We start from the raw sequence: 14,522 nt of genomic DNA on the forward strand, positions 1-14,522 counted from the left end.
AATGCAAAGTTTTAGAACAGAAATAGAAAATCCAGTTGTTGAAAAAGATATTATTGAATTAGCCAATAAAATTGAGTTATTCCATAATAACAAGATTGATGAAGAGAAATTCAGAAGTCTTCGGCTGGCACGGGGTGTGTATGGTCAACGACAGCATGGTGTACAAATGATTCGTATCAAACTACCCTATGGTAAAGTTTTGAGCCATCAGTTGCGACGAATTGCAGATGTTTCAGATGAATATTCTCGCGGACGCTTACATATAACCACTCGCCAAGATATTCAAATTCATTATGTAGATTTAGATAGAACTCCAGAATTGTGGGCTGAGTTGGAACGCGATAAAGTTACGCTTCGCGAGGCTTGTGGCAACACAGTACGTAACGTCACGGCAAGCGAAACCGCTGGTATTGATATTAACGAACCTTTTGATGTTTCGCCTTATGCCGATGCCGTTTTCAAGTTCTTTTTAAGAAATCCTATTTGTCAAGAAATGGGACGTAAATTCAAGGTTTCTTTTTCAGCTTCAGATGAAGATACTGGTTTGTCCTACATGCACGATTTAGGTTTTATCGCTAAAATTAAAGATAATGTTCGTGGCTTTAAAGTGTTGTTGGGTGGAGGATTGGGTTCTCAACCAAGGCATGCGGATATACTGTTTGAATTTTTGCCATCGGATAAAATTATTCCAGTAATGGAAAGTACATTACGAATTTTTGACCGTTATGGAGAACGTAAAAGTAGGGCCAAAGCCCGAATGAAATTTTTAATTAAAGATATCGGATTAGATGCTTTTAAAGAATTAGTTGAAAAAGAGCAAGGGGCTATTGAATTTAAGTCTGTACCAATTGATACAGATTTATACCCAGTTTCAATTCCTGTTTCGGTTGAAGCTCCGAAAGTTGTTATTAAAGACAAAGAGAATTTCGATTTATGGAAATCGACCAATCTAATTCCGCAAAAACAAGAAGGCTATGTAGCTATTGGAATTAAGGTTTTGCTAGGCGATTTTTACACGGACAAAGCAAGATTACTAGCAAATTTAGTTGAGAAATATGCCGCAGGAGAAATTAGATTGAGTTTACGCCAAAACATAGTGATTCCTTTTGTTAAAGAAGATTTAGTTCCATACTTCTATCAAGAATTAACAAAACTAGGCTTTACAGAAGCTGGCTATAACAAAGCTGTTGATATTACGGCTTGTCCGGGAACGGATACCTGTAATTTAGGAATTGCGAGCAGCACTGGAATTGCAGATGAATTGGAACGCGTTATAAAATCTGAATATCCACAATATTTAAAAAACGAGGATTTAGTTATAAAAATTAGTGGTTGTATGAATGCCTGTGGACAGCATAATATGGCAAATATCGGATTTCAAGGAATGTCTGTTCGTACACCGGATAAATTGGTAGCTCCTGCACTTCAAGTACTCTTGGGAGGCGGAAATTTAGGAAACGGGAAAGGTGTATTTGCCGATAAAGTGGTAAAAGTGCCAAGTAGAAGAGGCCCAGAGGCGTTACGTCGTATTCTTAATGATTACGAAGAAAACGCCAATAAAAAACCATTCTTGGAATATTATCAGAAACAAGGCGAAAAATATTTCTATGATTTGCTAACTGACTTATCTGATGTTTCCAATTTAACACAAGATGATTTTATAGACTGGGGAACTAATGAAAAATATGTCAAAGCAATCGGAATTGGCGAATGTGCAGGTGTGGTTATTGATTTAATCGCTACATTATTTTTAGAAAGTGATGAGAAAATAGAGAATGCGAAAGAAGCTTTTGACAATAAAGTATATTCAAATGCTATCTATTTTGCTTATAGTTCTATGGTAAATTCAGCGAAAGCAATTTTACTTTCTGAAAACAAGTCAACCAATACACAAGCAGGTATCATTAGTCAGTTTGATTCAGACTTTGTAGAAACGAATAGGATCAATTTAGGGGTTTCTTTCTCTGATTTAATCTATCAGATTCGTAAGAATGCACCAAGTAAAGACTTTGCTGAAAACTATATTAAAAATGCCGAAGATTTTTTGGCAAAAGTTAGAAGTTTAAGAGAACAAGAAACTGTAATTGAAAGTCAATCATGAAAATTCCAAAATTAACAGTGGTAGGTGCTGGTCCGGGAGATCCAGAGTTAATCACCTTAAAAGCAATAAAAGCCATACAATCTGCGGATGTAATTTTATATGATGCATTGATTAATGTGAGTCTTTTAGACTATGCCCCTGACTATGCCGAAAAAATATTTGTGGGTAAACGTAAAGGTTGTTATAGGTATCAGCAAGAGCAGATCAATGACATTATCGTGAGCCGAGCGAAATCTGATGGACACGTGGTAAGGTTAAAAGGAGGAGATCCATTTATTTTTGGTAGAGGTTCTGAAGAAATTGATTATGCACAACAATTTAACTTGGAAACTGCTATGGTGCCTGGAATTTCATCAGCAATGGCGGTACCTGCTTATCAAGGGATTCCACTTACTAAAAGAGGTGCTTCCGAAAGTTTTTGGGTAATTACAGGCACTACCAAATCACACCAAATTTCAACAGATGTGGCTTTGGCTGCAAAATCGACGGCAACCGTGGTTATTTTAATGGGAATGGGCAAACTAGATGAAATAGTAGCTTTATTTTCTGCTGAAAACAAACAAAAAACACCTGTCGCCATTATTCAAAATGGCACTACCGAAAATGAGAAGTGCGGATTCGGAACCATTGAAACCATTAGCAAAGTTGTAGAAGAAAAACAACTTTCATCGCCCGCTATTATTGTCATTGGCGAAGTGGTAAGGCAAAGAAATATCCTAAATTCCAAACTTAGAGAGGCAAATTTATTCCATGAAGAAATACAATTAAATAATTCAATAGCTTAAAAATCAATAAAAATGAACACAACAAAGAAAGTCCTCCCTGAGGGGGCGGAGGGGGCTAAAAACGAATTATATCCTATTTTTTTAAAAGTAAACCAACTTAATATAATTATAATTGGTGGTGGAAATGTAGCCTTAGAGAAATTGACTTTTTTGTTGAAATCTAGCCCTAACGCAAAAGTAGCTCTAATCGCATTAGATTTTTCTGAAGAAATTTTAGCATTGGCCAAAAAGCATGATGTGTTGACAATGCAGAGGCCATATACAAGCAATATTTTACACAAACAGCATATTGTCATTGCAGCTACAAATGATAATGTCGTGAATACACAAATCTATAAAGACGCCAAACAAAAACAGTTGTTGGTGAATGTTGCCGACACTCCACATTTATGCGATTTCTACCTAGGTGGTATCGTTACCAAAGGCAATGTAAAAATAGCAATATCCACCAATGGAAAATCGCCAACTACAGCCAAAAGATTACGTCAATTTTTTGAAGAAGTAATTCCAGAAAATATTGACGATATGGTAAAAAATTTGAATTCCTATAGAAAAACCATAAAAGGGAATTTTGAAGCTAAAGTGAAAACATTAAATAAGCTAACAGAAGGATTGTTAAATTAGAAAACAAAAAAAATGATTAAAACAGATATATTGATTATAGGAGCAGGGCCTACAGGATTGTTTACCGTTTTTGAAGCGGGATTACTCAAGTTAAAATGTCATTTGATAGATGCATTACCCATACCTGGTGGTCAATGTGCGGAAATTTATCCTAAAAAACCAATTTATGATATTCCTGGTTTTCCAGAGGTTTTGGCTGGTGATTTAACAAATAATTTACTGGAACAATGTAAGCAATTTGAACCTGGTTTTACCTTGGGTGAACGTGCAGAAACAATTGATAAGCAAGAAGATGGTTCGTTTATTGTAACTACTAATAAAGGCACTAAACATCATGCACCCATAGTGGCAATAGCAGGAGGATTGGGTAGTTTCGAACCTCGTAAACCATTGATTGAAAATATTTCATTTTATGAGGATAAAGGTGTAGAGTACTTTATAAAAGAGCCAGAAGTGTATCGCAATAAAAGAGTAGTGATTTCTGGTGGTGGAGATTCTGCTCTGGATTGGGCAATCTTTTTGGCCAATGTTGCAAGTGAAGTAACTTTAATTCACAGACGAAACGAATTTAGAGGAGCTTTGGATTCTGTAGATACCGTGCAAGAATTGAAACTATTGGGGAAAATAAATTTAATTACACCAGCCGAAGTGACAAAGTTACATGGTAAGGAAAAAATAGAAGCAGTTTCAGTTGTAAAAGATGGAATTGAAGAGTTGATTGAGACAGATCATTTTATTCCACTTTTCGGATTGTCTCCTAAATTGGGTCCAATTGGTAATTGGGGTCTGGAGATTGAAAAAAACGCTATAAAAGTTGATACTTTTGATTATCAAACAAATGTTCCCGGTGTTTTTGCCATTGGTGATGTAAATACCTATCCGGGTAAACTAAAATTGATTTTGTGTGGATTTCACGAAGCTACTTTAATGTGCCAATCTGCCTATAAAATTATCAACCCAGGTAAAAAACTGGTTTTAAAATATACCACTGTTAGTGGAATAAACGGATTTGATGGCAGTCGTAAAGAGGCTCCAAAGGCCGTTGTTAAAGCAATTGTATAGTGGTTGACGTAAAAATAAAAATAAAAGACCGAGAAGGTGTAATCCATGAAGTACTTGCACCGACTGATATGGCAATGAATTTAATGGAGGTTTGTAAGTCTTACGAACTTCCTGTAGAAGGTACTTGTGGTGGAATGGCAATGTGTGCCTCGTGTCAATGTTATGTTTTGTCCGATCATATTTTGTCGGCTATGGAAGACGAAGAAGAAGCTATGCTTTCTGAGGCATTTTATGTTAAGGAGAATAGCCGACTCGGATGCCAAATTCCAATAACTGAAGCCTTAAATGGATTGGAAATTGAATTGGCACCCGAATCTTAAATCTTGCATTAAAACAGTCCACCAGAAGATATTTAAGTATAAAATTAATACCTTCGCGAAACATTAGTTTTAATGTTAAATATTATTATTTATGCAATCGCCATCTCAAGAAAGGCATCAACTTAAAAACTACAATATTTGTTTAAAAGATACGGTAGCGGTTTTTACCAAGAAACTTTTTTATAGTCTTTTCGATGCCAATTTTAAAGAAGAGAATTATTCATTTTTAGAAAGTACTTTCTTAAAAATAACAGATAAATTAAAGATAGCCGATAATCGAAATCTTTGGAATGAATTCCAATCTCATTTTGAAACCATCCAGTACAAATTGAGTTTAGATGCCGTTGCCCTTGAAGAAAATGACCCCGCTGCTAAAAGTTTAGAAGAGGTGTATTTGGCATATCCGGGTTTTCATGCCACTGCCATTTACAGATTAAGTCACGAGTTGTATAAATTGAACGTCCCCATTTTACCCAGAATGATGAGCGAATATGGACATGGATTAACAGGTGTTGATATTCACCCCGGAGCAATCATTGGTGATTCTTTTTTTATCGATCATGCCACTGGAATTGTCATTGGCGAAACATCCGTTATAAAAAATAATGTAAAAATTTATCAAGGGGTTACCCTTGGTGGAATTCAGGTTAAAAAGAGTCTGTCATTTACAAAAAGACACCCAACCATTGAAGATAATGTGATTATTTATGCGAATGCCACTATTTTAGGTGGTGATGTAGTTGTTGGTGCAAATAGTGTTATCGGGGCAAATGTTTGCCTGACGGAATCTGTTCCTGAAAACTCCATTTTAACCTATCAAAAAGAGTTCAAAATAAGAACCCGTGAGAATGATTCAGAGTAAATCCATAACAGACATCATTGGCAATACTCCATTGATTGAAGCAACGCATATTATTTCAAATAAAAATGTACGTTTATTTTTGAAATTGGAAGGAAAAAATCCTGGAGGCAGTGTTAAAGATCGGGCCGCCTTTAACATGATTAACGAAGCTTTAAATCGTGGTGACATTAATAAAGGTGATACTTTGGTTGAAGCCACTAGTGGAAATACAGGTATTGCATTGGCATTTATTGCAAAGCTTTTAGGATTAAATATGGTATTGGTGATGCCCGAAAATTCAACCGAAGAACGAATAAAAACCATGCGAGCCTACGGAGCGAAATTGATTTTAACATCCGCAGATAATGGAATTGAAGGTGCTCGCGATTTGGCTGTTCAGTTAGAAAAAGATAAAGGTTATTTTATGCTCAACCAGTTTGCAAACGATGATAATTGGAAAGCCCATTATAAAACTACTGGTCCAGAAATTTGGAAAGATACTAACGGAAAAATTACGCATTTTGTTTCTGCCATGGGTACTACTGGTACAATTATGGGTGTTTCTACTTATTTAAAAGAGCAAGATAAGAGTGTTGTCATTGTTGGAGCTCAGCCAACGGATGATGCAAAAATTCCAGGTATCAGAAAGTGGCCAGAAGCGTATTTACCTAAAATATTTGACCGTTCAAAAGTTGATACCATCATAGAAGTCAGTGAAAAAGAAGCGAAGGATACTGCCAACAGATTAGCTAAAGAAGAAGGTGTTTTTGCAGGTATGAGTAGCGGAGGTTCCGTTTCTGCTGCATTAAAAATAGCTAATAGTATTGAAAGGGGCGTTATAGTTGCAATTATTTGTGATATAGGCGACCGATATTTGTCCTCAGATTTGTTTGAATAAAATTGGTTTTAAGCTATTAATTCCTTTATTTTGTGCCAGTTCTTTAATAGTTGTTATCAAGAAAGGTGGAGGGATTAGACCCTATGAAACCTTAGCAACCCTTTTTAGTGAAACTCAGCTTTAAAAAATCGCCTCAGCGATGCCTTTAAAGTTATTAGTTAAGCTAATCCTGCTGAAAAGCAGGATCTCTATTAGTTTAATTCACAAACTCAAAAAAAGAAGGTGCTAAATTCTATCCTTAGTAATTTAAAGGAATAGATAACCGATAGATTTTCAAAAATCCATTAATCTTGTAAACAGTTATTATTGCTATCCTTAAATAAAATAGGAAGGATAAAATATGTCTCTTGATAAAAATTTGACGATGAAAGATATTCGACAAGAATTAGAAAACAGAATCTTAGTATTGGACGGTGCCATGGGTACCATGCTACAGCAATATAAATTTTCGGAAGAAGATTTTAGAGGCGAGCGTTTTAAGGATTTTCATTTACCCTTAAAAGGAAATAACGATTTATTATCGATTACAAAACCAGATGCCATAAAGGAAATTCATGCCAAATTTTTAGAGGTTGGTGCTGACATTATAGAAACCAATACCTTTTCTGGAACAACTATTGCTATGGCAGATTATCAGCTAGAGGATTTGGTATATGAGTTGAATTTTCAATCGGCTAAAATAGCAAAAGAAGTTGCGGATGGGTTTACTAAAAAAGAACCTAATAAACCGCGATTTGTTGCAGGGTCCATTGGGCCGACAAACCGCACGGCTAGTATGTCTCCAGATGTTAATGACCCCGCTTTCAGAGCCGTAACTTTTGATGAATTACGAATAGCTTACAAACAACAGGTAGAAGCATTGATAGATGGAGGTGTAGATTTATTATTGGTCGAAACTATTTTTGACACACTCAATGCCAAAGCGGCATTATTTGCAATTGAAGAAATAAAAGAAGAAAAGAATATCGATATTCCGATTATGGTTTCAGGTACAATTACGGATGCTTCGGGAAGGACTTTGTCCGGTCAAACGGTCGAGGCTTTTTTAATTTCAATTTCCCATATTCCCATATTAAGTGTTGGTTTTAATTGTGCTTTAGGTGCAGATCAACTCAAACCATATGTGCAACGTTTATCTAGAAAAACATCGTTTTATACATCTGCTCACCCTAATGCTGGTTTGCCAAATGCCTTCGGAGAATATGACGAAACCCCGGAAGAAATGCAAGAATTGGTAGAAAGCTATCTCAAGGATAATTTGATAAATATCATTGGTGGATGCTGTGGTACAACACCTGAGCATATTAAATTAATTGCTGAAGTTGCACAGAAATACGAACCTAAAAGGATTTTAGACAAGCAATTTTCATGATTCTAGAAGTGGCCATATTAAATATAAAAAAAGGATTTTCAGAGGAATTTGAACTCAATTTTAATAAGGCGAAAAGAATAATTTCGTCTATGGATGGATATATTTCACATGAGCTTAAGAAATGTATTGAGCAAGATGATAAGTATATTTTATTGGTGAATTGGGAGACATTAGAAGACCATGAAATTGGTTTTAGGAAATCGCCTCAATATCAACAATGGAAAGCATTATTACATCAGTTTTATGAACCTTTTCCAACAGTAGAACATTATAAATAATGTCAGAAAAGAATACAAAATATTTAACTCTATCGGGATTAGAACCATTGGTTTTAACTCCAGAAAGCAACTTTGTCAATGTTGGTGAACGTACCAACGTCACGGGCTCACGAAAGTTTTTGAGATTAATTAAAGATGAAAAATATGATGAGGCTTTAAGCGTTGCTAGAGACCAGGTTGAAGGGGGTGCTCAAATCATCGATGTAAATATGGACGAGGGTATGTTGGACGGGGAAGTAGCAATGGTCAAATTCCTTAATCTGATTGCTTCAGAACCTGATATTGCCAGAGTGCCAATAATGATTGACAGCTCCAAATGGCATATTATTGAGGCGGGTTTAAAGGTGGTTCAGGGCAAATGCGTGGTAAATTCTATCAGTTTAAAAGAAGGTGAAGCGGAATTTATTCGTCAAGCTAAATTGATAAAGCGATACGGTGCAGCTGTAATTATTATGGCTTTTGACGAAGACGGTCAGGCTGACACTTATGATCGTAGAATTGAAATCTGTAAACGTTCTTATGATATTTTGGTCGATAAGGTCGGTTTCCCAGCTCAAGATATAATTTTTGATCCCAATATTTTTCCTGTCGCTACAGGATTGGAAGAACACCGATTAAATGCTTTGGATTTTTTTAGAGCCACCAAGTGGATTCGTGAGAATTTGCCTCATGCAAATGTAAGTGGAGGAGTGAGCAATGTGTCATTCTCATTTAGAGGAAATAATCCGGTAAGGGAAGCTATCAATGCTGCTTTTTTATATCATGCCATTCAACACGGAATGACGATGGGGATTGTAAACCCAACAATGTTAGAGGTTTATGATGATATTCCAAAAGATTTATTGGAAAGGGTTGAAGATGTTTTGTTTGATAAACGTGATGATGCTACCGAACGTCTGTTAGAATTTGCAGAGACCGTTGTTGGTAAAGATAAGGTGGATGATGCTACCAAAAATTTATGGCGTAATGATCCTTTGCAGGATAGAATTACCCATGCCTTGGTAAAAGGTATTGATGCATTTATTATTGAAGATGTAGAGGAAGCGAGATTGGCTTCTGAAAAACCCATTGAAGTTATAGAAGGTCATTTAATGACGGGAATGAACGTCGTGGGCGATCTTTTCGGAAGTGGAAAAATGTTTTTACCCCAAGTGGTAAAATCGGCACGGGTTATGAAAAAAGCAGTCGCATACCTACAACCATTTATTGAAGCTGCTAAAGATCCCGAGGCACCAGCCGAAGGAATAGGAAAAATATTAATGGCAACCGTAAAGGGTGATGTGCATGATATAGGTAAAAACATTGTAGCCGTGGTTTTAGCCTGTAACAATTACGAAATTGTAGATTTGGGTGTTATGGTACCACCAGAAAAAATTATCGCTGAAGCCAAAAAGCATAATGTTGATGCTATTGGCTTAAGTGGATTGATAACACCTTCTTTGGATGAGATGGCATATATGGCAGAGGAGATGGAAAAGAACGAAATGACCATTCCGTTGTTGATTGGTGGTGCAACTACATCAAAAGCCCACACTGTGGTAAAAATTTCGCCAAAGTATAACAATACAGTGGTTCACGTTAATGACGCCTCAAGAGCGGTTACCGTTGTTGGTAATTTACTGGATAAGAATAATGAAGCGTTTAAAAAGCAAATCAGAGAAGAATATGATAAATTTAGAGAGAGCTTTTTAAGCCGTAAAAAATCCAAAGAATATACAACTTTAGAAGTGGCTCGCAAGCGGAAATTTAAAATTGATTGGAATAAAACGAATATCGTAAAACCAAAAAAAATAGGGGTAACCATTATTGAAGATTTTGATTTAAGTCTGCTGAAAGATTATATCGATTGGAGTCCGTTTTTTAGAAGTTGGGAACTCCATGGAAAATATCCAGATATATTGACCGATGAGGTGGTAGGAGAACAGGCCGCCGTAATATTTGAGGAAGCAAAAGTATTATTGCAACGTATTTTTGATGAAAAACTATTGAAGGCAAAAGCGATTTTTGGTTTGTTTCCTGCTAATGCTGTTAACGATGATGACATTGAAATTTACGATGAAAACGGCAGTGAAATCGATACCTTTTTAACGTTAAGGCAACAGCTAAAACGACGCGAAGGTATTGCCAGTTATGCCTTGGCGGATTTTATTGCACCAAAAGAGAGTGGCAGGCAAGATTACATAGGCTGTTTTGCAGTTACCACGGGTTTTGGTACGGATGAACTCGTTAAGCAGTTTCAAGAAAATTTAGACGATTACAACGCCATTATGGCAAAAGCTCTGGCGGATAGACTGGCAGAAGCTTTTGCCGAATATTTACACAAAAAAGTGAGAACGGAATATTGGGGATATGCTGCCGATGAAAAGTTGTCTAATGAAGATTTAATTAGCGAAAGCTATAAAGGAATTCGACCAGCACCGGGCTACCCTGCTTGTCCAGATCATTTAGAAAAGAAAACCATTTGGAAACTGCTAAATGTCGAAGAAAATATAGGCATAAAATTAACGGACCATTTGGCAATGTGGCCCGCATCTAGTGTTTCGGGTTATTATTTTGGTAACGAAGAGGCAAAATATTTCGGCTTGGGAAAAATAAAAGAAGATCAGTTGGTCGATTATGCTAAACGCAGAAATATTCCACTAGATGAAGCTAGAAAATGGCTGAATCCGAATTTAGCCGACGATTAATGTCGTTCCCGCGAAAGCGGGAAACTTTTAAAATAACCCAGATAGATAAATAAGATTTTAAAAATTGGGAAACCATAAAATAATTAAATAGAACCCTATAAGCTCCCTCTCTAGTGGGGAGGGCGGGGGAGAGGCTTATGAAGATAACAGAACATATACAAAAAGCAAAAGGCAAAACTTTATTTTCCTTTGAAATCATTCCACCCCAAAAAGGAAAAAATATTCAAGAATTGTATAATAATATTGATCCTTTAATGGAATTTAAACCACCATTTATTGATGTTACGACTTCGCGGGAAGAATACGTTTACATTGATAAAGGTGGGCTTTTAGATAGAAAAGTAACCAGAATGCGTCCGGGTACTGTAGGTATTTGTGCTGCGATAAAACATAAGTATAATGTTGATACCGTACCACATGTGTTGTGCGGAGGTTTCACAAAAGAAGAAACGGAATATTTGTTGGTAGATTGCCATTATTTGGGTATTGAAAACGTCATGGCCCTGAGAGGCGATGCCATGAAGCACGAACAGTATTTTAAACCCACAGAAGGTGGTCATTGTTTTGCTTCTGAATTGGTAAGTCAAATTCAAAACCTTAATGCGGGTAAATATTTACATGATGTAATTGATGCCGATGATAGAGCAGATTTTTGCATCGGTGTGGCGGGCTATCCTGAAAAACATTTGGAGGCTCCTTCGTTACAAACCGATTTAAAACGCTTAAAACAGAAAGTTGATGCTGGTGCAGATTATGTGGTTACACAGATGTTTTTTGACAATCAAAAATTCTTCAATTTTGTAGATGCAGCTAAGAAAGCTGGAATTACGGTTCCAATCATTCCAGGAATTAAACCAATTGCGGTGAAACGCCATTTACAATTATTACCGCAGGTCTTTAAAATAGACTTGCCCGAGGAGTTGATAAAAGAAGTTGAGAAATGTAAGGATAATAAAGAAGTCCGTCAAGTAGGTGTGGAGTATTGCATTCAACAATCTAAAGAGTTGTTAGATGCAGGCTTACCTGTGCTGCATTATTATTCTATGGGAAAATCGGACAATATAAAAGCGGTGGCTGAGGGCGTTTTTTAAATTTTTACGCCAACCTGCAAGGTTTTTTTTAACCTTGCAGGTTTGGTTTACTGAAATTGATAAACAAATTATTGTAAGGAAATAACTATTTTAAATACTAACATAAGCAAAAGCAATTAAAGATTATATTATTTGGTAAAATATTTGCTACTTTTGTAATATATAGAATAACAACAATAATATATAATAATATGGCAATAGAAGTTACAGATGCTACTTTTAACGATGTGGTATTAAAATCAGAAAAACCTGTTTTAGTAGATTTTTGGGCAGCTTGGTGCGGGCCTTGTAGAATGTTAGCTCCAACAGTAGAAGAATTAAGTGCCGATTTTGAAGGTAAAGCGGTTGTTGCAAAAGTAGATGTTGATGCAAATCAAGAATTTGCTGCTAAATATGGGGTTAGAAATATACCTACCATTTTAATTTTTAAAGGTGGTGAGGTTGTTGACAAACAAGTTGGTGTTGCTCCAAAAGCAACATATACCGAAAAATTAGAGGCGTTAGTTTAAAAAAGACGTTTACAATAATTAAAAGGTTTGTTTCGGACATAGTTTGATTCAAACCTTTTTATTTTTCCCGAACACGCTATGTTTATAAACGAGGCAAAAAATATCATCGGAATAAAAAACCTAGAGCTACTTGCCAATCAAGTAGTAGAGGGTTTTATTACGGGCATGCACAAAAGCCCATTTCATGGGTTTTCGGTGGAGTTTGCAGAGCATCGTTTGTACAATAAAGGGGAAAGTACTAGGCATATCGACTGGAAATTATATGCCAAAACCGATAAGCTTTTTGTAAAAAGGTATGAAGAGGAAACCAATTTAAGATGCCACATAATCATTGATAATTCGGCATCGATGCACTACCCTCAATTAAAAAATACTTCATTAGAGCAATTGAATAAAATTGGGTTTTCGGTAATAGCTTCTGCGGCATTATTAGAGATTTTAAAGCGTCAACGCGATGCTTATGGATTAAGCGTGTATTCCAATGTAAACGAATATTATGCTCCCGCAAAGGGAAGCGAACGTCATAGAAGAATGTTGTTGAGCCAATTGGAGACACTTTTAGAGGAACAATCTAAAACAAAGACGAAGACCTATGCAGCTTTGCATGAAATAGCAGATAAAATTCATAGACGATCGTTAATTTTCTTGTTTACCGATATGTTTCAAGCAGATAAAGATGAGGAACTGCTATTTGAAGCCTTACGTCACTTAAAGTATAACAAACACGAAGTAGTACTGTTCCATACCTTTGATGGTAAAAAAGAACTAGATTTCGATTTTGACAATGCCCCGAAAAGATTTGTAGATGTAGAAACGGGCGAGTATATTAATTTATATGCCGATACCGTTAAAGACGGATATAAAACCATCGTCAAAAATTATTTTAATCAATTGAAGATGAAATGTATGCAATACAAAATTGATTATGTGCCTGTTGATATCAACCAAGGTTTCGAACAAATACTTACCACGTACTTGGTCAGTAGAAAAAGATTTTTATAATAAATTTAGCAAAAGGCTTTGCCAATTTAAAAAACGAGTTTATATTTGCACTCGCTTTAAGCAACGGTCTGGTAGTTCAGCTGGTTAGAATGCCGCCCTGTCACGGCGGAGGTCGCGGGTTCGAGTCCCGTCCAGACCGCAATTAAAATGTTGTGTTGTTTTTAACAGTTTACATATAAACTGTTCTAACTTAGTAAGTTAGTCGATGAAAAGCTTCCCTAAATTTGGGATGCTTTTTTGTTTTGTAGATGATTTTGCCAACATCTTGCCAACGGTTTGGAAATAACGCATATTTGAATATTTTTTTAGTTGTAAATTGTTTTTAAATTTGAATCAATTTAGAAGTTTTTGTTAAATGCCATATCTAAAAGATATTTCAGAATCTAATGATACTATAAAAGCAACATTACTTTCCTTGCTTTTAGTGCCTTTTTGGTATGTCTCAATTTATCTTTTTAATAATGAGTTTTATAATGAAGCCGATTTGGTCACTTTACTTATATTTTGCTCGGCTATTTCGCTCTTTTCAGCTTACTCATATGCTCTCCTTTTCAGTATTGCTTTTACAGACGGTAAAAATGCTCATGTTCTACGCGACGTGGGTACATCCGTTGTTGTTCTTATCTCATGGTTATCGTTGTTAATTTTTATTTTTTATTCATTAGGATTTTTATTTAATATTTACATATACTTTTATTATTATCTTGTTATATATATAGCTCCTATGTCAATACTTCTTCTAATAGCCTTGTTTAAAAATAAAAGTGCTAATTAATATTTTAAGTTACTCTTTAATTCTTTGTTCAAAATCCGAGATTTGTTGTTCTAAATCCGATAATTTCAGTTTTAAACCGCCTAAAAATTTGAACAATTCTTGTTGGTTAAGTTCAAATCTAGGATCAGACCGCTAAAATTTCTCGGGTTAAAGAAATTTTAATAACGTTGTGTTGTT

The 14,522-nt window shown here is 35.7% G+C and carries 13 protein-coding genes, 1 tRNA gene and 1 riboswitch; all 14 genes read left to right on the forward strand.

Features of this window, described 5'->3' with window-relative positions; all coding sequences use genetic code 11:
• Position 1 precedes the first annotated feature (1 nt).
• The 14 genes from UMM65_RS11350 (at position 2) to UMM65_RS11415 (ending at position 13,709) form a co-directional block, all read left to right on the forward strand.
• Positions 2 to 2,101: a HEPN domain-containing protein gene (locus UMM65_RS11350; RefSeq protein WP_321976668.1), complete on the forward strand. Its 2,100-nt coding sequence runs from the start codon at positions 2 to 4 to the stop codon at positions 2,099 to 2,101.
• Entirely contained in the window at positions 2,098 to 2,886 is a 789-nt protein-coding gene (cobA, locus tag UMM65_RS11355; protein WP_321976669.1) for a uroporphyrinogen-III C-methyltransferase, read from the forward strand. The genes UMM65_RS11350 and cobA overlap by 4 nt, the downstream gene beginning before the upstream one ends.
• Before the next feature lie 12 nt (positions 2,887 to 2,898).
• Entirely contained in the window at positions 2,899 to 3,510 is a 612-nt protein-coding gene (locus UMM65_RS11360; protein WP_321976670.1) for a precorrin-2 dehydrogenase/sirohydrochlorin ferrochelatase family protein, read from the forward strand.
• A 12-nt stretch (positions 3,511 to 3,522) separates the two neighbouring features.
• A complete protein-coding gene (locus UMM65_RS11365; protein WP_321976671.1) occupies positions 3,523 to 4,572 on the forward strand; it encodes an NAD(P)/FAD-dependent oxidoreductase in 1,050 nt (349 codons plus the stop codon).
• Entirely contained in the window at positions 4,572 to 4,892 is a 321-nt protein-coding gene (locus UMM65_RS11370) for a 2Fe-2S iron-sulfur cluster-binding protein (protein WP_321976673.1), read from the forward strand. Before UMM65_RS11365 ends, UMM65_RS11370 begins: the two co-directional genes overlap by 1 nt.
• A 91-nt stretch (positions 4,893 to 4,983) precedes the next feature.
• On the forward strand, positions 4,984 to 5,754 hold the full coding sequence (gene epsC, locus UMM65_RS11375; protein WP_321976674.1) for a serine O-acetyltransferase EpsC: 771 nt from the start codon (positions 4,984 to 4,986) through the stop codon (positions 5,752 to 5,754).
• The gene (gene cysM / locus UMM65_RS11380) at positions 5,741 to 6,631 is read left to right on the forward strand and encodes a cysteine synthase CysM (protein WP_321976675.1); all 891 of its coding nucleotides are present in this window, start codon (positions 5,741 to 5,743) and stop codon (positions 6,629 to 6,631) included. The genes epsC and cysM overlap by 14 nt, the downstream gene beginning before the upstream one ends.
• 50 nt (positions 6,632 to 6,681) lie before the next feature.
• Positions 6,682 to 6,896: riboswitch (SAM riboswitch) on the forward strand.
• Positions 6,897 to 6,995: 99 nt separating this feature from the next.
• On the forward strand, positions 6,996 to 8,003 hold the full coding sequence (locus UMM65_RS11385; protein ID WP_321976676.1) for a homocysteine S-methyltransferase family protein: 1,008 nt from the start codon (positions 6,996 to 6,998) through the stop codon (positions 8,001 to 8,003).
• On the forward strand, positions 8,000 to 8,281 hold the full coding sequence (locus UMM65_RS11390) for an antibiotic biosynthesis monooxygenase family protein (RefSeq protein WP_321976677.1): 282 nt from the start codon (positions 8,000 to 8,002) through the stop codon (positions 8,279 to 8,281). The genes UMM65_RS11385 and UMM65_RS11390 overlap by 4 nt, the downstream gene beginning before the upstream one ends.
• On the forward strand, positions 8,281 to 10,968 hold the full coding sequence (metH, locus tag UMM65_RS11395; protein ID WP_321976678.1) for a methionine synthase: 2,688 nt from the start codon (positions 8,281 to 8,283) through the stop codon (positions 10,966 to 10,968). The genes UMM65_RS11390 and metH overlap by 1 nt, the downstream gene beginning before the upstream one ends.
• 137 nt (positions 10,969 to 11,105) lie before the next feature.
• Entirely contained in the window at positions 11,106 to 12,059 is a 954-nt protein-coding gene (metF, locus tag UMM65_RS11400) for a methylenetetrahydrofolate reductase [NAD(P)H] (RefSeq protein WP_321976679.1), read from the forward strand.
• 191 nt (positions 12,060 to 12,250) lie between these two features.
• A complete protein-coding gene (gene trxA, locus UMM65_RS11405; RefSeq protein ID WP_321976680.1) occupies positions 12,251 to 12,568 on the forward strand; it encodes a thioredoxin in 318 nt (105 codons plus the stop codon).
• A 78-nt stretch (positions 12,569 to 12,646) separates the two neighbouring features.
• The gene (locus UMM65_RS11410) at positions 12,647 to 13,570 is read left to right on the forward strand and encodes a DUF58 domain-containing protein (protein ID WP_321976682.1); all 924 of its coding nucleotides are present in this window, start codon (positions 12,647 to 12,649) and stop codon (positions 13,568 to 13,570) included.
• A 65-nt stretch (positions 13,571 to 13,635) separates the two neighbouring features.
• Positions 13,636 to 13,709 (forward strand) — tRNA-Asp (locus tag UMM65_RS11415).
• Positions 13,710 to 14,522 lie beyond the last annotated feature (813 nt).

It is taken from the genome of Aureibaculum koreense, from assembly GCF_034296135.1.
GTDB lineage: Bacteria > Bacteroidota > Bacteroidia > Flavobacteriales > Flavobacteriaceae > Aureibaculum.